The 20,376-nt window shown below is 69.1% G+C and carries 18 protein-coding genes and 2 pseudogenes; 13 read left to right on the top strand and 7 right to left on the bottom strand.

Annotated features, from left to right (window positions below; translation table 11 throughout):
- Positions 1 to 28: 28 nt before the first annotated feature.
- Entirely contained in the window at positions 29 to 667 is a 639-nt protein-coding gene (locus tag L942_RS02195) for an HNH endonuclease family protein (protein ID WP_037354150.1), read from the bottom strand.
- Positions 668 to 819: 152 nt separating this feature from the next.
- Positions 820 to 1,491, bottom strand: coding sequence for a hypothetical protein (locus L942_RS02190; RefSeq protein WP_235078852.1), 672 nt, complete (start codon positions 1,489 to 1,491; stop codon positions 820 to 822).
- A 76-nt stretch (positions 1,492 to 1,567) separates the two neighbouring features.
- Between L942_RS02190 and L942_RS02185 the strand changes: the two genes are divergently transcribed.
- A complete protein-coding gene (locus L942_RS02185; RefSeq protein WP_037354144.1) occupies positions 1,568 to 2,854 on the top strand; it encodes an adenylosuccinate synthase in 1,287 nt (428 codons plus the stop codon).
- A 366-nt stretch (positions 2,855 to 3,220) separates the two neighbouring features.
- On the opposite strand, the gene L942_RS02180 is transcribed toward L942_RS02185, so the two are convergent.
- Positions 3,221 to 3,718 (bottom strand): OsmC family protein, encoded by a 498-nt coding sequence (locus L942_RS02180; RefSeq protein ID WP_037354140.1) that lies wholly within the window; start codon positions 3,716 to 3,718, stop codon positions 3,221 to 3,223.
- Positions 3,719 to 3,867: 149 nt separating this feature from the next.
- On the opposite strand from L942_RS02180, the gene L942_RS02175 reads away from it, so the two are divergent.
- The gene (locus tag L942_RS02175; RefSeq protein ID WP_037354138.1) at positions 3,868 to 4,770 is read left to right on the top strand and encodes a TIGR03564 family F420-dependent LLM class oxidoreductase; all 903 of its coding nucleotides are present in this window, start codon (positions 3,868 to 3,870) and stop codon (positions 4,768 to 4,770) included.
- Here the strand turns inward: L942_RS02175 and L942_RS02170 are convergent.
- Together L942_RS02170 and L942_RS02165 are read right to left on the bottom strand one after the other, a co-directional pair.
- Entirely contained in the window at positions 4,751 to 6,388 is a 1,638-nt protein-coding gene (locus L942_RS02170; RefSeq protein WP_037354135.1) for a Na+/H+ antiporter, read from the bottom strand. The two genes, L942_RS02175 and L942_RS02170, sit on opposite strands and share 20 nt — an antisense overlap.
- Before the next feature lie 580 nt (positions 6,389 to 6,968).
- Positions 6,969 to 8,504: an amino acid permease gene (locus tag L942_RS02165; protein WP_037354134.1), complete on the bottom strand. Its 1,536-nt coding sequence runs from the start codon at positions 8,502 to 8,504 to the stop codon at positions 6,969 to 6,971.
- A gap of 292 nt (positions 8,505 to 8,796) precedes the next feature.
- Between L942_RS02165 and L942_RS02160 the strand changes: the two genes are divergently transcribed.
- A complete protein-coding gene (locus L942_RS02160) occupies positions 8,797 to 9,243 on the top strand; it encodes a nitroreductase family deazaflavin-dependent oxidoreductase (protein ID WP_063695705.1) in 447 nt (148 codons plus the stop codon).
- 63 nt (positions 9,244 to 9,306) lie between these two features.
- Here the strand turns inward: L942_RS02160 and L942_RS02155 are convergent, their stop codons facing one another.
- Positions 9,307 to 10,443 carry a glycerophosphodiester phosphodiesterase gene (locus L942_RS02155; RefSeq protein ID WP_037354132.1) on the bottom strand — a complete coding sequence of 379 codons (1,137 nt, stop codon included), beginning with the start codon at positions 10,441 to 10,443 and terminating at the stop codon, positions 9,307 to 9,309.
- A 241-nt stretch (positions 10,444 to 10,684) separates the two neighbouring features.
- On the opposite strand from L942_RS02155, the gene purD reads away from it, so the two are divergent.
- From purD to L942_RS02110, 10 genes and pseudogenes are all read left to right on the top strand, one after another.
- Complete coding sequence (gene purD / locus L942_RS02150) at positions 10,685 to 11,944, top strand: phosphoribosylamine--glycine ligase (RefSeq protein WP_037354130.1); 1,260 nt, start codon at positions 10,685 to 10,687, stop codon at positions 11,942 to 11,944.
- A gap of 99 nt (positions 11,945 to 12,043) precedes the next feature.
- Complete coding sequence (locus tag L942_RS02145; RefSeq protein WP_037354127.1) at positions 12,044 to 12,433, top strand: PE domain-containing protein; 390 nt, start codon at positions 12,044 to 12,046, stop codon at positions 12,431 to 12,433.
- Positions 12,414 to 13,016, top strand: a complete 603-nt coding sequence (locus L942_RS02140) for a DUF3558 domain-containing protein (RefSeq protein ID WP_037354125.1) — start codon at positions 12,414 to 12,416, stop codon at positions 13,014 to 13,016. Before L942_RS02145 ends, L942_RS02140 begins: the two co-directional genes overlap by 20 nt.
- Positions 13,017 to 13,026: 10 nt before the next feature.
- The gene (locus L942_RS02135) at positions 13,027 to 14,667 is read left to right on the top strand and encodes a PPE domain-containing protein (protein ID WP_037354122.1); all 1,641 of its coding nucleotides are present in this window, start codon (positions 13,027 to 13,029) and stop codon (positions 14,665 to 14,667) included.
- Positions 14,664 to 15,422 carry an ESX secretion-associated protein EspG gene (locus L942_RS02130; RefSeq protein ID WP_037354120.1) on the top strand — a complete coding sequence of 253 codons (759 nt, stop codon included), beginning with the start codon at positions 14,664 to 14,666 and terminating at the stop codon, positions 15,420 to 15,422. The genes L942_RS02135 and L942_RS02130 overlap by 4 nt, the downstream gene beginning before the upstream one ends.
- A gap of 188 nt (positions 15,423 to 15,610) precedes the next feature.
- A complete protein-coding gene (locus tag L942_RS02125) occupies positions 15,611 to 15,922 on the top strand; it encodes a hypothetical protein (RefSeq protein WP_037354118.1) in 312 nt (103 codons plus the stop codon).
- 22 nt (positions 15,923 to 15,944) lie between these two features.
- Positions 15,945 to 16,229 (top strand): annotated as a pseudogene (locus L942_RS45180) (WXG100 family type VII secretion target); the annotation flags it as partial.
- Positions 16,230 to 17,963: 1,734 nt separating this feature from the next.
- A pseudogene (locus L942_RS43585) lies at positions 17,964 to 18,179 on the top strand (transglycosylase SLT domain-containing protein); the annotation flags it as partial.
- A gap of 41 nt (positions 18,180 to 18,220) precedes the next feature.
- The gene (locus L942_RS02115) at positions 18,221 to 19,387 is read left to right on the top strand and encodes a pyridoxal phosphate-dependent aminotransferase (protein ID WP_037354116.1); all 1,167 of its coding nucleotides are present in this window, start codon (positions 18,221 to 18,223) and stop codon (positions 19,385 to 19,387) included.
- Positions 19,388 to 19,511: 124 nt separating this feature from the next.
- Positions 19,512 to 19,697, top strand: coding sequence for a hypothetical protein (locus L942_RS02110; protein ID WP_037354113.1), 186 nt, complete (start codon positions 19,512 to 19,514; stop codon positions 19,695 to 19,697).
- Positions 19,698 to 19,778: 81 nt separating this feature from the next.
- Here the strand turns inward: L942_RS02110 and L942_RS02105 are convergent, their stop codons facing one another.
- A complete protein-coding gene (locus tag L942_RS02105; RefSeq protein WP_037354111.1) occupies positions 19,779 to 20,360 on the bottom strand; it encodes an HAD family hydrolase in 582 nt (193 codons plus the stop codon).
- Positions 20,361 to 20,376: the final 16 nt, after the last annotated feature.

The following is a 20,376-nucleotide window of genomic DNA, read 5'->3' as shown; positions in this document are numbered from 1 at the left end:
AGCGGTGCCCGCGGGAGGGCCGATCGGCTCAGCAGCGGCCCAGCATGTCCGTCAGCGCGGACTTCTCCGCCGAATTCACGGTGAGCTTGAACTTGTACTTGACCGTCACCCACATCTTGGCGTACGTGCACCAGTATCCGGTAGACGGCGGCTTCCACTGGTCCGGCGACTTGTCGCCCTTTTCCTGGTTCACGTTGTCGGTCACCGCGATCAGCTGCGGGTCGGACAGGTCGTTGGCGTAGGCCTGGCGCTGCTCCTGGGTCCAGGACGAGGCTCCGGTGCGCCACGCGTCGGCGAGCGGCACCACGTGGTCGATGTCCACATCGGACGGAGAACTCCAGGTCGCCCCGTCGTACGGCGAGGTCCATTTCCCGGACGTCGGATAGCAATCGGAGCCGACCTGGACGCTCGTGCCGTCGCGCTTGAGCACCATCTCGCGCGTGTTGCAGTTGTTGCCCTGGTCGATCCAGTGCGGGAATTTGTCGCGGCTGTAACCGGTCTGCGAACCGTCCGCCTTCACCGTGAGACCGGCCAGCTGGCTTTTCGCGGTGTCCGCCGACGGGATGCCCGGCGGGGTGGCGTCGGCGACGCCGACCGTGACCGAGCCGAGCAGCGCGACGCCGGCCAGGACGGTCAAGGAGTTGCGAACTGTACGTGTGGTCGGCATATTGCTGCCTTCCTGGTCAGATGCGGGACTGATTCACCTTTGACCACGAAAGTGGCGTGCGCAACACCGTCAGGTGACAGCAAACCGACCTTCAGTAAACGGAAAGTCACCGAGAGTCCAAGTTCGCTTGAATCTCGGCTGGCGGCAGCGGGTCAGCCGCGGACCGCGCGGAGACCGACGGTGTGCCGGTACCAGGTCCGCCGGGTGATCTCGCGATCTTGCGCGACACCGTCGATGACCAGCGAAGACGTCGGCACGCAGCCGAGCTGGAAGGCGCGGCCGCGATACGTCGAAGATCGTTTGACGAGCTTGCCGCGGGTGATTCGGGCGGTCACTCCGGCGTCGTCCGGTGCGACCTCGATGCCGGAAACCGCGCCGTCGAAAGCCACCTGTTCGTCGCAATACGCCTGGCCCTTGACATCGCGCAGGGTCGCGTGCCCGAGGAGGACGCCGCCGGTGTCGTCGCGCACGAGGGCGATCTCGGAGTCCTCCCCCTTCCAGGCGAGCGCGAACGCCTCGTCCGGGTCCGCCGGCAACCGCCAGTGCGCGGCGACGCGGGAGCCGGGCTCAGCGGCCACGAAACCCACGGACACGCCCGGGAGGACTTCGCGGCGCATGAGACGCACCACCACGGCGGCGAGGTCGGCGTCGGTGCCCAGCACCACGAGCCGGTCGTGTTCCCCCAGCAAGGGGTCGATTTCCGCCTTGCCGGGACGGGGCCCGGCGGACACCAGCGGGACGTCGCCGAGCCGTGCGGGCAGATCCGCCGCCGCGGCGCAGGCCACCACTATTCCGCGCACTCCGGCGTCCTCCGTTAAAGTCATGCACCGGCATTTACCAGCGCCACCCGTGCCCCCGTCCGGGGTCACTATTCCTATTGCCGAACACCTGGAGTGTCACATGCCGGCCATCGTGCTGATCGGTGCCCAGTGGGGGGACGAGGGCAAGGGCAAGGCCACCGACCTGCTCGGCGACCGCGTCCAGTGGGTCGTCCGCTACCAGGGCGGCAACAACGCCGGCCACACGGTCGTGCTCCCCAACGGCGAGAACTTCGCGCTGCACCTCATCCCGTCCGGGATCCTGACGCCGGGCGTGACGAACGTCATCGGCAACGGCGTGGTCATCGACCCGGGCGTGCTGCTGGACGAACTGGCCGGCCTCGAGGAGCGCGACGTCGACACCAGCAAGCTGCTGATCTCGGCCGACGCGCACTTGATCATGCCGTACCACGTGGCGATCGACAAAGTCACCGAGCGCTACCTCGGCAGCCGCAAGATCGGCACCACCGGCCGCGGCATCGGGCCGTGCTACCAGGACAAGATCGCCCGCGTCGGCGTCCGCGTGCAGGACCTGCTGGACGAGAAGATTTTCCGGCAGAAGGTCGAGGCGGCCCTGGAATTCAAGAACCAGGTGCTGGTCAAGGTCTACAACCGCAAGGCGCTCGACGCGGACCAGGTCGCCGACGAGGTGCTCGCGGCGGGCGAGAAGTTCGCGCACCGCATCGCCGACACCCGGCTGCAGCTGAACCAGGCGCTGGAGCGCGGCGAGACGGTGCTGCTGGAGGGTTCGCAGGGCACGCTGCTCGACGTGGACCACGGCACGTACCCGTTCGTCACGTCGTCGAACCCGACGTCCGGCGGCGCGAGCGCGGGGTCGGGCATCGGCCCGGGCCGCATCACGACCGTGCTGGGCATCCTGAAGGCGTACACGACCCGCGTCGGCTCCGGCCCGTTCCCGACCGAACTGGACGACGAGTCCGGCGAGTACCTGCGCAAGCAGGGCGGCGAATTCGGCGTCACCACCGGCCGCTCGCGGCGCACCGGCTGGTTCGACGCGGTGATCGCCCGGTACGCGGTGCGGGTCAACGGAATCACCGACTACTTCCTGACCAAGCTGGACGTGCTGTCCGGCCTGGAGAAGGTGCCGGTGTGCGTCGGGTACGAGGTGGACGGCTTCCGCACCTCGGACATGCCGATGACGCAGACCGACGTGCACCACGCGGTGCCGATCTACGAAGAGCTGCCGGGCTGGTTCGAGGACATCTCGAACTGCCGCGCCTACGACGAACTGCCCGCCAACGCGCGCGCTTACGTCGAGCGGATCGAGGAGCTGTCGGGCGCGCGGGTGTCGGCGATCGGCGTCGGGCCGGGCCGGGAGCAGACGATCGTGCGGCACGAGTTCGCCTGAGTTCGTCGCGTCCGCCGTTCGCCGTTCGCGGAGAGCGGCATGACGACGGGTGATGCGGCCGGTCATTCTGGCCGAGACTGCCGGAGCTGCGGTGGTGGTGCATCGCCGCCGCCGCGGCGACCGCGGTCCTGATCGCGGCGGCGGCCCGAACCGCTTGGGCAACGAGTCCGATCTCGATCCGCCGCCGAAGCGGAGCGAGACGAATATGTCTGCGAAACGCTGGCGTGGGACGATTTTCCCGGTACCCGCTTGAACTTCCGGTGGCCTGGATCGGGCAGCTGGATCCGACACTGCCCGACCGGTGCGGGTTCCACGGACGGGACATTGGCCGACCGCGGCGAACAGGATCCGTCGTGCTCGGCGCGGTCAGCGAACCGTAGTGGTGACCGGGGTTTGGTTGCGGAACAGATCGAGCACCGGGCAGTGTTCGTCCACCGCGCGGCGGAGCCGGTCGTAGGCCTCGGGCGTGGCCGGACCGTCGAGTTCCACCGACACTCGCACGTCGCTGAAGCCGGGCCGGGTCGATTCGTCGAAGCCGAAGAAGCCGTGCAGGTCCAGGTCGCCGTCCACCTTCACGCGCACCGAGTCCAGCGGGATGCCGAGGCGGGCCGCCCAGAACTGGTACGTGATCACCTGGCAGGAGCCGAGCGCGGCCAGCGCGTACTCGACCGGGTTCGCCGCCTGGTCGGTGCCGCCGAGGGCGGGCGGCTCGTCCACGGTGAACGCGTGGTCGCGCACCCGGACGTCCACCACCGTCGCGGTGTTCGCAGCCAGCGCGTGGTCGACGCTGAACGACACCGCCGCGTTGTGCCGGTCCGTCTGCACGGCCTGGCGGGTGCCGTCGATGACGTCGGTCAGTGACATCGGTCCTCCTGGAGTCGTCGGGCGTCCAGGGTGCGGGTTCGCCGGGCGTTCGGCAGGGGCTCTCGTCGGCTGAGAACGCGGCTGACACAATGCCGCGCGCTAGTTCCGGCTCGTGAGAAACCCGTGGTGCGCCTGAATAATTTGACGGTATGAGCGTCGGACTGACTTTGCCCACCCTTCCGCGGGCGCCCCTCACCGTGACCGAATTGCTGGAGCAGGCACGCCAGGCCGAGGAGGCGGGTGCGGCGTCGATCTGGTTCGCCCAGCTGCCCGAGAGCCATGACGCGCTGGCGGCGGCCGCGCTGGCCGGACAGGTCACCTCGCGCGTCGAGATCGGCACGTCCGTGGTGCCGATTTACCCGCGGCACCCGCTGGTGCTGGCCGCTGCGGCGCGCACCGCGAGCGAGGCGTCCGGCGGGCGGTTCACGCTCGGCGTCGGCCTGGGGGCGAAGAACTTTCTCGAACCTGTCTACGGCACGCCGTATCCGCCGCCGGTGCGGCATCTGCGCGAGTACCTGACCGTCTTGCGGGCGCTGTTCGCCGGGGAACAAGTCGACTTCACTGGCTCGACGGTGGAGGTGCATCTGACGCAGCCTGCGCCGGCGGCACCGATTTCGGTGCTGGTGGCCGCGATGGGGCCGCAGGCGTTGCGCGTCACCGGGGAACTGGCCGACGGCACGCTGCCGTATCTGGCCAGCCCGCGTGCTTTGTCGAACCTGATCGTGCCCGGGATCGGCCCGGGCAAGCGGGTGGTCGCGGCTGTTCCGGCCGTGGTGACCAGCGACGTCGACACGGTCCGCGAACTCGCTGCGCAGGAACTCGGTTTCTACGGTTCGATCCCGTCGTATCAGCGCGTGCTGAAGGAAGGCGGGGTCGAAAACGCGGCGGAGCTCGTGTTGATCGGCGACGAGGAGACAGTCGCCGCCGGCGTGCAGCGCTACTTCGACGCCGGCGCGACCGACGTGTTGCTCACCCAGACCGCCCTGCACACCGACGAGGACCGGCGCCGCACCTGGCGGCTGACGGGCGAGCTCAACTCATCCGGTTCGTAAGGGTTGTCGTTACGGACATTTCCTCCAGGTCGAGTTCACGCAGGACCTTCTGCAGGACGTCGTCGTCAAGGCGGCCGGCGCGGTTCTCCTCGATCATCGCCGCGCGCTGGGTGATGAGGAGTTCCCGCCGCGCCTTGGCGAACTGCGCCTGCGGACTGTCTCGTCGCTCCTCGCCGGACAGCGTGATCGCGGCCTGCGCGAACCGGTAACGGGTGTCCACCACGCGTTCCAGCCGTTCTTCGAGCCGCTTCAGCTTGTCTGGTGGCATGTCCAATGTGGACAGCTGGTCGCGAGCGAGTTCGCGCAGCCGTTCGTGCGCGGCGTTCTGCGCGACCTTGCGCGCGGCCAGCTCCTCGGCCTGGTCGCGGGCGGCCTCGTCCGGGTCCTGGACTTTGAGCACCCGGATCAACGGCGGCAGCGTGAGCCCTTGGATCAGCACGGTCCCGACCGCGACGGCGAACGCGAACAGCTGAATCTCGGCCCGCCCCGGCGTATCCGCGGGAACCCCGGACGCCGCCGCGATGGTGACGACGCCGCGCATCCCGGTCCAGGAGATCACCGCCAGCGAACGCCACGCCGGCGGATCGTGCTTGGTGCGCCGCAGAAGTTGCAGCGACCGAGGCAGATAGCTGGACAGGAAAACGGCCGGAATCCGTACGAACATCGTGGCGAGCAGCACGACGACCGCGGACAACGCGAGCGTCCCGTTGTCCCGGGCGGCATGCTGCGCCCCGTCGAGCACGAACGGCAGTTGCAGCGCCATCAGCGCGAACACCAGCGCCTCGAGCATGACGTCGATCGACGCCCAGACCGACCGGTCCTGCACCCGCGTCGCCGGGGACGCCCGCAACGACCGGTGCCCGAGGAACAACCCCGCCGTGACGACCGCCAGCACGCCGGACCCGCTGAACTCCGGCCCGAACGGATGCAGATGCTCCGCGGTGACGTACGCCGCGAACGGCACCACGATCCCGAACGCCGATTCGAGCAGCGGATCGTCCAGCCGCGTGCGGATCAGTTCGACGACCCCGCCCGCCACCAGCCCGACGAGAATGCCGACCACCGTCGCGACGGCGAAGACCGCGAACCCGTGCCCGAGCGACCCCGCCGTCCCGGCCACCGCCGCGAGCGCCACCTTGTACAGCGTGAGCGCGGCCGCGTCGTTGACCAGGCTCTCGCCGGTGAGCACCGTCATCACGCCCCGGGGCAGCCCGAGCCGCCGTCCGATCGCGACCGCCGTGACCGCGTCCGGCGGAGACACGACCGCCCCAAGCACCAGCGCCGACGCCCACGGCAGATCGGGCAGCAGCAGATGCACGACAAAGGCGATCACGAACGCCGTGGCCACCACGAGCAGCACGCCGAGCGTGATGATCGGCCGCAAGTTCGCACGAAAGTGGGAGATCGAACTCTCCAGCGACGTCGAGTACAGCAACGGCGGCAGCACGACGGTCAGGATCAGCTCGGGCTCCAGCTCGACCCGCGGAACGCCGGGAATCAGCGCGATCCCCAGCGCGACCACCACGATGAGCAGCGGCGCGGACAGGTTGAACCGCCGGGCGATCGCAGTCAGCCCCAGCGACCCGGCGAGCACGCCGACCAGCGTCAAGGTCTCCATGCTTCGCATCTTCACTCATGGACCGGATGAGGCACGGATGGTGTGGGTTCGTGTCGGACCTCCTTCGGGCGGGGACTGTGGGCTGCGGGCGACTCGTCGGCGGGCTTCGGGCGGCGTTGGCGAGCAGGTCGGGCACGGCCTCTCCGAATGGCGGCGGTTGGGATCGGAGACGGCGGGCGCCGAACAGGCGGACCGACGGCGGTTGCCGGGAACGCCGCCGCACGCCCACCGGGGCGTCCGGGGAGGCGCCTCGGGCAGGGTCGACGACCCGCGCCAGGTTTTGACGCGATGGCGAGTCGCCGGAGAGGCGGTGCACGGCAGTCGGCAGCGACGGGCGACGCCCCCTCCGGTGCCGCGTCACGGGTCGAACGGCACCCGCAACGGCACCGTGGACACCCGAGCCAGACAGGCGCGGCGACCGGTCAAACTCCTGCCGCAGACCGCCCCGTGGCCCGATCACGGTGGTTGCCGACACGGCGGTTGGCGAACAGCCGGTCGCTCCTCACCGACGCCGTTCAGCTGCCAGCCGGCGCAGCGGCACCGGGCGGAGAACGGTCGGTAACCTCGACCACCCGCCGAATTACCCGAGTTCCTTCAGTTCCTTCTCCACCGCGGCCAATTCCTCCGCCGAACCCTGCACCTTGGGCCCGGTGAACCACTTCCGCGCCGACAAGACCCACCACAGGGCCGCCCCGCCCAGGACTACCAGGAATGCGACCGGCGTGTAGTTGAACGTGTCGACGGTGATCGGACTTGCCTGCGGCAACATGAAGAGCACGAAGATCACCACGACCCACGCCGTCGCGACGATGCCGATCGGCTTGCCCCAACGGCCCAGATTCCACGGGCCTTTCTCGAAGCTGTCGCCCCGGCGGACGCGGAGGAACACCGGGATCACGTACGCGACGTACAGACCCACTGTCGCGATCGAAGTGACTGCGGCGTAAGCCGTCGCGCTCCACAGGTACGGCAGCGCGAGTACCAAAGCGCCGCCTGCCGCCAGCCACACTGCGTTGGTCGGGGTTTGGGTTCGCTTGTTGATGCTGTGCCAGATCTTCGACCCCGGGATCGCGCCGTCGCGGGCGAAGGCGTAGATCATGCGGGAGTTCGCGGTCACCGAGGCCATGCCGCAGAACAGCTGTGCGCCGATGCAAATCAGGAGCAGGAATTTTCCGGTCACCGCACCGGTCGCGTCGATGAAGATCTGCGCCGGCGGCACCCCGGTGGCCGAGTTGACGGCTCCGTCGTAGTCCTGGATCGCGAAAGTCAGGCCGATCAACAGGATCCAGCCCGCGACGAGCGACACGAGGATCGAGTTGATGATTCCGCGCGGCCCGGCTTTCGCGGCGTTCTTGGTTTCCTCCGTCATGTGCGCCGACGCGTCGTAGCCGGTGAGGGTGTATTGCGCCAGCAGCAAACCGAGCAAGAACACATACGGCGCGGAACCCCAGCCGGTCTGGTTCACGAAGCTGCCGAACACGAACGACGCTTCCTGATGCTTCGCCGGTACGAACACGAGCACGCCGACGATCACCAGCACGCCCAGCAGATGCCACCACACGCTGACGCTGTTCAGCACCGCCACCACTCGCACGCCGAAGGTGTTCAGCACCCCGTGCACGACGAGAATGATGGCCAGCAACAGGATCGTGTGCCCCGGCGTCGCGCTGAAGCCCCACTGCAAGTCGAGGAACGCGTTGAGGAAGAGCGCGGCGCCGAAGTCGATGCCAGCGGTGACCGCGATCTGCCCGATCAGGTTGAACCAGCCGGTGAACCACGACCAGGCCGGGCCGTTGCGGGTCGCCAGTTTCGCCGCCCAGTAGTACAGCCCGCCCGCGGTCGGGTAGCTCGAGCACACCTCCGCCATGCCCAGCCCGACCAGCACCACGAACAGCCCGACCAGCGGCCAGCCCCAGATCATCGCCGCCGGGCCGCCGGTTTTCATGCCGAACCCGTACAGCGTGAGGCAGCCGGACAGGATCGAGATGATCGTGAACGACACGGCGAAGTTGGAGAACGCCGACATCGTGCGTTTGAGTTCCTGCGCGTAGCCGAGCGCGTGCAGGCGAGCGCTGTCTTCGTCGGGTTGGCCGGTCTGCTGGTCGGAGACATCCATCGGGCACCCACCTGAAAGGTATGCGGACAGACCATTGAGAGTGCGCAGAAGTTAGCCCTCCGCGTTCGCGGGTGTCAAGGTTTCGCTGGTGGCTGGGCGGAAGCTCCTCCGAACGGCGCAGGGCGGCCCGGATCCGAGTGATCAACATAGGACCAGTATCTCGAACGAATGTTCGAGTGCGCATCACTCGAACCGGGTCAGTATTAGATGCCATTCGATGCCGCCCCGATGTCGAGAACGGCGCGGCGGCTCCGTCCCCGCGGCAACAGAGTCACCGGAAAGGAACACCGCCATGGCTGTCGCCGAAGACCTCGACCGCGCCACTGACTCCCAGTGGGACTGGGTCGCCGAGCAAACCCGGACCTACCTGGCCTCGAACGGCGCGGAAGGCCACGAATCCGAGGGGCTCCGCATGCTCCTGCTCGCCACGACCGGACGCAAAACCGGCGTGCCGCGGCGCACCTGCTTGATCTACGGCACCTCCGGCGACGAGTACGTGGTCGTCGCCTCCAAGGGAGGGGCCGACGAGGACCCGGAGTGGTTCAAGAACCTCGTGGCGGAACCGACTGTCGGCGTGCAGGTCGGCGCACGCCGGTTGACCGCTCGCGCTCGCGTCGCGTCTCCGGCGGAGCGCGAGGTGCTCTGGCCGCGGATGGCGAGCATGTTCCCGCTGTACGACGAGTACGCGCGGAAAACCGACCGCGTGATCCCGATCGTGGTGCTCACTCCGCGAGGCTGACGCGAACCGGCCCGCCGATGCCGCAGCACCGGCGGGCCGAAAAGCTAAGCCCGCTAAGGGAAATCACCGACCGGTGAAGTCCCGCACCGACTCCAGCGCGGTGTCCGGCTGGTCGGCGAAGAATCCGTCGACCCCGGCCTTCAGGAACGCCGCTTCCTCCGCGAACACGTTGCCGAACGCGCTCGGGCTGGCCGAGGAGCGCAGGTTCGCCGGCAGGAACGGGTTTTCGTTGCGGAAGGTGTAGGGCTGCACCTCGAGGCCGGCGCGGTGCGCGTCGGCGATCAGCGTGGTCGGCTTGCCGAGGTTGTCCTGCGCGTCCCGCGGGATGATCTGGCCCTTCTCCGGGCCGAGGTACTTCGCGTACTTCGCGATCTCGCGCAGGCCAGCCGGCGTGACCAGGTCGGCGTACGTCCGCTTGTCGCCCTTCGCGACGAAGTCCGCCGGAGCGCCCTTCGCCTCGGTCAGCTGCAGCAGCGGCACTCGCACCTGCTTGTGCAGCTCCTGCAGGTTCGACACCTCGAACGACTGGATGATCACCGGCGCGTTCGGCCGGTTCAGGCCGTTCCGGTTGAGGATCGACACCAGCTTCGGTTCGGTCGGGTTCCCGATCGAGCTGAAGTACGTCGAGTGCTTGACCTCCGGGTAGGTGCCCAGCGTCCGGTGCAGTTCGTGGCCGAGCCGCCGGGTCAGGTCGAGCACCTCCTGGTAGGTGGCGATCCGGTAGCGGCCGTCGTAGAGCTGGTTGTTCGGCCGGTTCTGCGGGATCCGTTCCTTGGCGTAAAGCGTCTTCAGCTCGGCGAGGGTGAAGTCCTCGGTGAACCAGCCGGTCATCGTGGTTCCGTCGATGACCTTCGTGGTCTTGCGCGAGGCGAACTCCGGATGGGCCGCGACGTCGGTCGTGCCGCTGATCTCCGGCTCGTGCCGGGCGACGAGCTGGCCGTCCTTGGTCGGCACGAGGTCGACGTCGACGTAGTCCACACCCATCCGGTAGGCGAGTTCGTACGACGCGAGCGTGTGCTCCGGGCGGTAGCCGGGCGCGCCCCGGTGTCCGACGATCACCGGGCCATCGTGCCGGGGACCGTGCGCGGCCGCACCCGCGCCCGTCTCCTCGCTCGCGGAGGCCGGGCCGATCGCGAGACCCGCGACGCCGAGCAGGGCCAGACCGGACAGGGCGAGCACGCCGAGGCGTTTGCGCTTCATGGGGGACCTTTCTCTACCGGGCGATCCGCAGCTCGCCACGACTACCGCGTCACCCTCACCGCCGCAAGCGTCGAGCGCGCGGCATCAGCCGGACAGGCGGTTGACAACCGGGTAAACGGTGGATGGCACCCCAATCCGGACATCGCGCGACCAGTGCCGGACCAGTCGCGGACCTGGTCCGGGCCGGGGGTCTCGGACGGCGCGCTGCCGGGGCGCGACACGCACCGTTACGCTGTCCGGCGTGCGCGTACTGGTAATCGGCTCCGGCGCCCGGGAGCATGCACTCGTCCTCGCGGTGGCAGGCGACCCCGCGGTCACGGCGCTCGCTTGCGCCCCCGGCAACGCCGGCACGGCTGCGGTCGCGGAGCAGCTCGGGGTCGAGCTCGCCGAGCCGGACGCCGTCGCGGCCCTGGCCAAGGAGTGGAAGGCCGACCTCGTCGTGATCGGGCCGGAGGTGCCGCTCGTCGCGGGCGTCGCCGACGCGGTGCGCGAAGCCGGCATCGCCTGCTTCGGGCCGTCTGCCGCGGCCGCGCGCATCGAGGGGTCAAAGGCGTTCGCGAAGGACGTCATGGCGGCCGCGAAGGTGCCGACGGCGCGCAGCGAAGTCGTCGACACTCCCGCGCGGCTCGACGCCGCGCTTCAGCGCTTCGGACCCACCTGGGTCGTGAAGGACGACGGTCTCGCCGCTGGCAAGGGCGTGGTCGTGACGCAGGACGTCGAGGTCGCGCGAAAGCATGCGCTGATGCTGCTCGACGGCGGGCACCCGGTTCTCCTGGAGTCCTTTTTGGACGGACCGGAGGCCTCGCTGTTCTGCTTCGTCGACGGCCGCACCGTGGTGCCGATGCTGCCCGCGCAGGACTTCAAGCGCGTCGGCGACGGCGACACTGGCCCGAACACCGGCGGCATGGGCGCGTACGCGCCGCTGCCGTGGGCGCCCGAGGGCCTGGTGGACGACGTGGTCGCGCGGATCGTGCAGCCGGTGGTGGACGAACTCGCCGACCGGGGCAGCCCGTTCTCCGGCCTGCTTTACGCCGGTCTCGCGCTCACCTCGGAAGGCCCGCAGGTGATCGAGTTCAACTGCCGCTTCGGCGACCCCGAGACGCAGGTAGTGCTCGCGCTGTTGCGTACCTCGCTGGCGACCGTGCTGAACGCGACGGCCACCGGGAAGCTGGCTGAACTGCCTCCGCTGGAGTGGTCGGGCGGGGCCGCGGTCACCGTCGTGATCGCCGCGGACGGGTACCCGGGCAAGCCGCGCACTGGGGATGTGATCACCGGCGGCGAGCTCGAAGGCGTGCTTCACGCGGGTACGCGGCGTCGCGACGACGGTGCGGTGATCTCGGCCGGCGGACGCGTGCTGTCCGTCGTCGGCACCGGTAAGACGCTTAAGGCGGCGCGTAAGCACGCGTACGAGACTGTCGAGCGCGTACACCTCGCTGGCTCGCACCATCGCACCGATATCGCACTGCGCGCGGCGAATGGGGAAGTAAGCGCTCCCGTCTGAGCAGCTTCTCCACGAAGTTCGCCTCGGGCTCACGCGCCGGTTGGTAGCCTCGAAACGGGTCCGTACGGTCACCGTCCGTATCACGGGAGGGGTTAGCGCATGCCGGGAAGCACACCGCTCACCGACCTGGCTTCGTCGGTACCGGCCGCGCCGGGTGTGGCGGACATCGTCGTCGAGCCGGCGAAGCTGCTCGAGGTCGCGCGGGTGGTCGACGAGCAGGTCAGCGCACTAGAAGACAAACTCCTCACGCGCTTGGGCGAGCTGCGTGTCGATACTCCTTCGTCGGACACGGTGAGCGTGAACGCGATGGCTGCGTGGAACACCGTTGTCGCGGAAGGTGATCAGTCGTACGCCGCGCAGGTGCGTGCGTACGTCGCGAATCTGCACAAGCTCGTCGGACAGCTGCGCGAAGCGGCGAAGACGTACGAGGCCAGCGACGCGGACAAGGCTGCGGCGTTCGGGGACCGCGGTGCGCACGGCATCCACTAAGCCCGTTCTCGCCGTCGTCGCGGTACTCGGCGTCGCCGCCTGCTCGTCGGGCGAGCAGGGCACGGCGTACCCCGTACAGCCCGCGATGAGTTCCCTGGCGCAGCAGACGAAAGCGGCCGCGTTGCCGCAGCGGCCGTCGGATTTGCCGATCGCCGGAACCGATCCGTGCGACCTGCTCGGGCAGGCGCAGCTCGACCAGCTGAAGGTCACGAGCGTGCCGCGCAAGGCCGCGGAGGCGAAGGACGGGCCCACCTGCGTGTTCGATTCGGACCAGACCGAACCGTTCCACGCGCTGCACCTGCGGATCGTCAGCGCGGACGTGCAGGAGTGGCTCACCGGCTCGCGGCGCAAGAACAGCATGACCACCGCGCCCACCAGCGTCGAGGGCTATCCGGCGATCACGAGTTACCGCGCGGCGGGCACGCCCTCCGACTGCGAGGTGCTGGTCGGCGTCGCCGCGGGACAGACCATGGCGGCGCAAGAGTTCGCGGTCACCGCGGGCGCGTTCAGCCAGCCGCAGTTGTGCGATATCGCGACCCAGGCCGCCGGCCTGGCCGTGCAGGGCCTGAAGAACCGGACCTAGGGAGGGGCGCGTGGAGATCTCCGAACTCGCGGGCAGGATCCGCGACCACCGTTTCGACGGGTGGACCGACACCGCCATCGCCGACGAGATCGAAAAGTTCGGCACCGGCGACGGAATCGCCAGCATCGGCACCGCGGTCGAGGCGCTCCGCGAAATCGCGACCGCGCTCGCGAGCACCGACCACACCCTGCGCGATCAGTTGGCGAAGCTGGGCGTCGAATGGCAGAGCGAGGCGGGCGGGCAGGCCGGGCAGGTGCTGTCGGACCAGGCGGGCTTCTCGCAGGACGCGATGCAGAAGGTCGCGCACACCGCGGAAATGCTTTTCGCGCAAGGGGAAGCCTTCAACCGCACCAAGTACAAGCTGCCCGACCCGGCCGCGGTGCGCAAAGGCGCGGAAAGCCTCACGCTCCTCGATTCGGTGGCGAGCTTCCTCGGATTCGAAACCGATCACGCGGCTGCGGTGCAAGCCGCGGACAACGCTCGCGGCCAAGCGGTCGAGGCGTTGAACGCTTACGCCCAGCAGAGCGGGGAAAACCTGCTGTCCACCGAACCGCTGAGCCAGCCGCAGTCGCTCACCATGGTCCAGCCGGGCAGCGGGCCGAGCCCAGTCGACCGCGCGGCCGCGGCGGTCGAGGTGACGCCGGACGGGCAGGTGCGTCCCGCCGCGGCGTCGGTGAAGTCGCAGTACGTTCCCCCGCCGCCCTCGGCCGCTCCTCCGGTGGACCCGCCGACGCCCGCGTACGGCACGCCTTCGCCTGCCCCGACGGCTCGGCCAGCCGCACCGGTGGTCGCGGCCAGTTACGTGCCGCCGTCTTCACCACCGCCGTCGGGTTGGGAGCAGGCGCCGGGGACCGCCGCTCGGGGCGGCGAGCCGGGATTGCCCGGCGCGCCTCGGTCAGTCGGTTCCGCTGGCGGGCCGGAAAGTCCTGGTGTGCCAAGCACTTCGGGTAGCTCGCGGGTTCCCGGCGGAATGCGGCCCGGAGAGTCCGGGACGTTCCTGCCGACGGGTCCGCGTGGGACGAGCAGCGGTTCCGAGAGCGGGCCGGGCGGGTCGGCTAACCGCGGAACCGTGGGCAGCTCCGAAAGTTTCGGCGGCACCAGCGGTCGTTCCGCAGTCGGTGGCGGTTCGGCGGGGAATCCCGGCGGTGCCGCGGGCGGCAGCTACCCCGGCGGTGGGCACGAAAACCAAGCGCTGCAACGAGGTCGGCTGGTCGGCAGCGTCCCGCAGGCACCGTCCGCCCCCGTCACCGAAACCCCCGGAAACGCTGCGGTCCCGCGCGGTGCGGGAGCGTCGCCGGGCGAACTCGGCGCGGGCGCGGCCGCGTTGGGAGCGGGGGTCGCCGGTGGCGCGCTTTCCGGCGACCGGGAACGGCAGGGCCGGGCGGAAGACGGCCAGCCGAAGGGGTTGGTCCGGCCGTTGCCGGTGGACGAACTTCCCGAGGAAGAAGCCGTCGCATTGCGGAAAGCGGAGCAGATCGCGCCGGATTCCGGCGGCGGTGACGCCAAGTACCTCTCCGAGGCCGCTCCGCAGGAAGGCGATGACGAGCACGTGCGCCGCTTCGGCGTCGACGACAAGGACCTGTTCGCCGACGACCGGCTGGTGACGCGCGACGTCCTCGGCGACGGCACGGGAGACGTGCGCCGGCCGTGAACCTGGTACTGACCGCTCTCGAATTCGACGTGCTGTGGGAATCGCTGGAACTGGGCGGACGTCCGCCCGCGCTCGCGGTTCCGTCGCCGGGACGCACGCACACCGAACGGGCCGAGCTGATCGACTCCGTGTGGGATTCGCTGGCGCAGCGCCGCCTGGCGCGCGGCCGCCGTCCTTCCGGGACGGTGCTCGATCAGCTGCATTTGCTGGCGAATCCGCGGGAAGCGGTGGACGTCTGGGTGTGGGCCGACCGCGAGATCCACGGCCGCGCGGTGAGCCGCGGCAGCCAAGCCGTGCTCACGGTGGTCGACCGGGACGAGGTGTGGCTGATCCCGGCTGACCCCGGTGCGCTCGCCGAGGCGGTGGTGTCGGTGGCCGGCTCGCTGGACCCAGGTGTCGGCCAGTCGGTCTCGGTACCGCACAGCACGCTCGTCGCCGCCGACGCGGCTGCCGCCGGCGATCCGAAAGCGCTGGTCACCGCCTTGGAAGACCGGGGTGTGGCGCTGTGGGAGGCCCAGGAACTGGCGGGCATGCTGATGGGCCAGGCCGCGCGCGGCCAGTTCTGCGCGGAACGGGTGCTGCGGGATGGAACGGTGCGCCGATCGCCGCACGTGGCGGCTTTTTACGACACCGATTCCGGGCGGTATCTCTTCCAGCTGACCGACGATTCGGACGGGCACACCTGGGCAACGGTGAGCCCGGCGGACAACGCGGTGCTGGCGGAACGGGTGCGGGAGTTGCAGGCCGCGATTTGAGGCCTGGCCGAAGACCGTTTTCTCCGTTTTTGCCCCCGTGCTAACCCGGTCCGGGGGTTCGCGACCGGAAGTCCGACAGAACTGCACACGGCACGCGTCCGAAGTCTTAGAGTAAGCAGGGAACCGACTTGGGGAGCGGAACGTCCGAACTGGTCGGGAAGCGAGTGTCGCGAAGGGGATGACGAACGGTGCCTGTCTACGACCCGGATTCCATGGCCATTGCCGCCAGGAACGTGGAGAAGCTGAAGGACGAGTTCGAGAAGTCCAAGAAGCACCTCACCGGCGTTGACGACGAGCCGGAAAGCCCGTTCGGCACGATGGGCGGCTCCAAGGACGTGCACGGCGCGGTCGGCACGTTCAAGCAGGGCATGCACAGCGAGTTCGACGCGGCCGGGAAGCTGATGGAGGCGACCGGCTTCATCCTTCGCAAGGCCGCCGGACTGATCCAGGAGACCGATCAGGTCCACAAGACCGACCTGACTGTGCACGAAGACCGCTGAGCAGGCACGAGGGGGCTAGAGCATGGCGCTGATCGACTATCCGCCGAACTGGCAGGGCGTTGTCGACAAGGCCAAGAAGGTCGACAAGATCAACCCGGACGCGATCAGCAAAGCCGGGCAGCAGTTCAGCGAGGCCGCGAAGCGGGCGGGCGACCACAGCCAAGAACTGACGAATACCGCGAAGTCGCTCTCCGGCGGCGTGTGGGAGGGGCCGGCGGCGGACTCCTTCGTCGACTACGTCACGCAGATCACCACGGCGGGCGCCAAGGTGCAGGGGCATCTCGACGACGTCGGCAAAGACCTGACCCAGCTGTCGAGCGACCTCGGCGGGATCAAGAGCAAGGTCACCGAGGCCTTCAACACCGCCAAGACGGCGATCGACAAGCGGATCAAGGAAGAGTCGGACAAAGCGCAGAAGGCACAGGCGGCCGAGGCAGCGTATGCCAACGATAAGTCGGACAAGAAGGGCCCGCCGCCCAGTCCGTCTTCGGCGAAGATCATCTCCGACGCGAACGAGGCGAACCAGAGGGACGCCACGACTGCCGAGCAGACCATCGATCCGCTGCTGGGCCAGGCCGACGACATGGTCAAGAAGTCGCAGCAGTTGATGCAGACCCAGATCGATGGCGGTTACTCGCAGGTCCCGCTCCCCAACTCGGACGGCACCGTCCCGCAGAGCACCGGCGGTCTGCACACCGGACACGGCGGCGGAGGCGGACACTACGGGGGCGGTGGCGGGGGCGCCAGCGGTGGCGGCGGCGGTCTCGGCCCGAGCGGCGGTCCGCCCTCCTCGCCTCCGCCCGGCAACGTCCAGCAGTGGATCCAGGAAGCGATCAAGGAACTGCAGGCCGCGGGCGTGAACGTGACCGACGCGGACATCAAGAACATCTGGGCGATCATCCAGCACGAGTCCGGCGGCAACCCGAACGCGATCAACAACTGGGATTGCGTACCGCTCGACACGATGGTGCTGACCCGGCGGGGCATGCTGAAGCATCACGACGTCAAGGTCGGGGACGAGACCATCGGGTTCAACCCGGTCACCGGACGCAGCGAGTGGACCAAGATCACCCGGGTGGTGCACCACGAGGACGCGCCGCTGGTCCGGTTGACCAATACTCGCTGGCAGGCCACGACGACGCCGAATCACCGTTGGCTCACCTTCCCGCGGGTCAGCGAGCCCAAACCGGCAGGCCCGCTGGTGTGCCCGGACTGCGGGTGGGCGCCGCGGGGCTCGGTCCAACCGGCGAACGGCGTCGCAGTTCACCGGCGCAAGATCCACGGCGTGCGGTCGGCTCCGGCCCGCTCCCAGCACGTCGCCGCGGGCAGGTTCATCACGACCAGCGAGGTCGGCAGCCGCGACAGGTTGCTGCTGTCCGCAATCGCGGACACCGGGGAGGGGCTTGACGCGACTGTGCGCGAGGCTGCGATCCTCGGCTGGATCGCCGGGGACGGGCACCTCGAGTCTCGCCAGCACCGGCCGACCGCCTCAATCGCTCAGTCGAAGCCGGAGATGGTCGCGAAGATCCGCGCACTCCTGGCGGACGTACCGCACGCGGAGTACGTGGACGATCGAGGCGGTTGCGGGCCGCGGCACCAGTTCCGGCTGGACCACGGCTATGTTCGCGATCTGCTGCGCCGGACGGGCAATCCGAAGTCGGAGGCTTTCAACCAGGTCCTCGCGATGTCGGCGGACCAGCGCGCCGCGTGGCTGGACGCGATCACCGACGCGGAGGGCACCAGGCACCTGCGTCCGGGGTACACCCAGCCGAAGGTCACGATCTATCAGGCGCCGGGGGAAGTCCTCGACGCCATCATGCTCGCGGTCTACCTGTCTGGAGCTCGGCCTCGGGTGTCCTACAGCGACCGAACGGCAGACCATCACACCTGGCAGGTCGAGGGTGCGGTCCGGGCGAACAACCCGATCGTCACTGGTGCGTTCCTCCGCGAGGAGAACGTCGGACGCGGAGACGTCTGGTGCGTTACGACCGAACTGGGCACCTGGACAGCCAGGGAGGGCGACCACCTTTTCCTCACCGGCAATTCCAACGCCGCGGCCGGCCACCCGTCCAAGGGTTTGATGCAGTGCATCGACTCGACGTTCAACGCGCACAAGCTGCCCGGGCACGACAACATCTACAACCCGGTCGACAACATCATCGCCGGTGTGCGGTACTCGATCGACCGGTACGGCTCGCTCAGCAACGTGCCGGGCATCCAGGCGATGGCGCACGGCGGCGCGTACCGCGGCTACTGACGCCACGCCGCGCACGCGGGCTCGCCGGTTAGCCTGGCCGCATGGTCGACATCGGTGCTTTCGGCGGGCCCGCGTTGCGGGCAGGCGTGCCTCCTTTTCACGTGATGGACGTGCTGTCCGCGGCGCAGGCCCGGCAGCGCAGCCACGGCGACCTGATTTCGCTGGCCGCCGGGCAGCCGTCCGTGCCCGCTCCGGCGGCGGTGCTGCGGGCGGCGCGGGAAGCGCTGAGCCAGCACACCCTCGGCTACACCGAACAGCTCGGCATTCCTGAGCTGCGTGAAGCCGTCGCCGGGCATTACCGGCGCACCTACGACCTCGACGTGACCGCCGCCGACGTCGTGATGACCACCGGCTCGTCCGGCGGGTTCCTGCTGTCGTTCCTGAGCGCGTTCGACCCCGGTGCGCGGGTGGCGATGGCCCGGCCCGGCTATCCGGCGTACCGGAATCTGCTGAGCGTCCTCGGCTGCGAGGTCGTCGAGTTCGCCACCACGGCCGAGACGAATTTCCAGCCGACCGTCGAGCAACTCGACCGGCTCGGGCCGATCGACGGGCTCATCGTCGCCAGTCCCAGCAACCCCACCGGGACGGTGCTGCCGCCGGGCGAGCTGGCCGCGATCTCCGGCTGGTGCGCGTCGCACGGCGTGCAGTTGATCAGCGACGAGATCTACCACGGCATCTCCTACGGCAAGCAACTCGATTGTGCCTGGCAGTACGGCCGGGAAGCGTTGGTGCTCGGGTCGTTCTCGAAGTACTTCGCCATGACCGGCTGGCGGCTCGGCTGGATGCTGGTGCCGCAGCGGCTGCACCGCGCGGTCGACGTCCTCACCGGCAACTTCACCATCTGCCCGCCCGCGGTTTCGCAGTACGCGGCGGTCGCGGCGTTCACTCCCGAGTCATACGCCGAAGCGGACGCGCACGTCGAGCACTACCGGCGCAACCGCGACCTGCTCTTCGCCGGTCTGCGCGAGATCGGTCTCGACAAGCTCGCTCCGGCCGACGGCGCGTTCTACGCCTACGCCGACGTCTCCGACCACACCACCGACAGCCTGAGCTGGTGCCAGCGCCTGCTCGCCGACACCGGCCTGGCGATCACCCCGGGCATCGACTTCGACCCGGTCGACGGCGGCCGCTACGTGCGGTTTTCCTTCGCCGGCGCGACCGAGGACGTGACCGAGGGGCTGCGCCGGCTCGGTGGCTGGCTGGGGTGAAACCGGTCAGGGGGAACCCCGAGCTTTCCCTGAACGTTGGCCGGATGGAGAGAGTTTCCGTCGCCTGGATGGCACGCTGGAGGGCACCGGGCCGACGTGGCGCGGAAACGGCATCGGAGGAGCCATGTTCTGGAAGATCGTCGGAGCGCTCGTCGTGGCCTGGATCGCCTTCATGGTGCTCGGGTCAGTGATCGGCTTCGTGTTCAAGGCCGTGCTGTGGATCGGCATCATCGGCGGGGTGCTGTTCCTCGGCACCGCGGCCTACGGGGCGATCACCGGGAAGAAGCAGTCGAAGCGGATCACCCGCTGACCGGCGCCGGACCATACTGAGTCGAACCATCCTGAGCAGACGACGGCTCCCGCACCGGAATGTGCGGGAGCCGTTCGCGGTTCAGCCCAACGCCGCGCGGGCGGCCTCGGCGCCGTCCCACAGGTGCGCGCGGATTCCGACCGCGCGGGCACCGTCGATGTTGACCTGGCGGTCGTCGAAGAACAGGCACTCGTCCGGCTCGGCGCCCAGTTTGTCCAGCAGCAGCCGGAAAATCTCCGCATCCGGCTTCGCGACCTTCACGTCGCCGGAGAAAAGCGTGTGCTTGAACAGCTTCGCCCACTCCTGCTCGCGCACCCAGACGCCGAACGCGGACGGCGCGTTCGACAGCAGCGCGAGTGAGGCGCCGGCGTCGGACAGTGACTGCAGCAGGTCCAGCGAGCCCGGCGCGAGCTGTCCCCAGCCCGCGACGTCGAGCGCGGTCAGTTCGGCCGACAGCGCGTCGTCCACCTTCGCGCCCACCTGGTTGCCGATCGACGTCCAGTACTCCAGATCGGTGCAGCCGCGGTCGTACGGGTCGCGCACGCTCCAGTACACCGGCTCGAACTTCTCGTGCGGGACGCCCATCGCGGCGGCCAGCTTCGGCACCGCGCCGGTGCGGACGCTGAGCACCTCGCCGTAGTCGAACACGATCCAGTTGGTCACCCGAGTCCCCCAGGGT

Origin of the sequence: Amycolatopsis orientalis DSM 43388 (genome assembly GCF_000411975.1) — a bacterium.
GTDB lineage: Bacteria > Actinomycetota > Actinomycetes > Mycobacteriales > Pseudonocardiaceae > Amycolatopsis > Amycolatopsis orientalis_D.
This window is presented reverse-complemented; position numbering and strand designations above follow the sequence as displayed.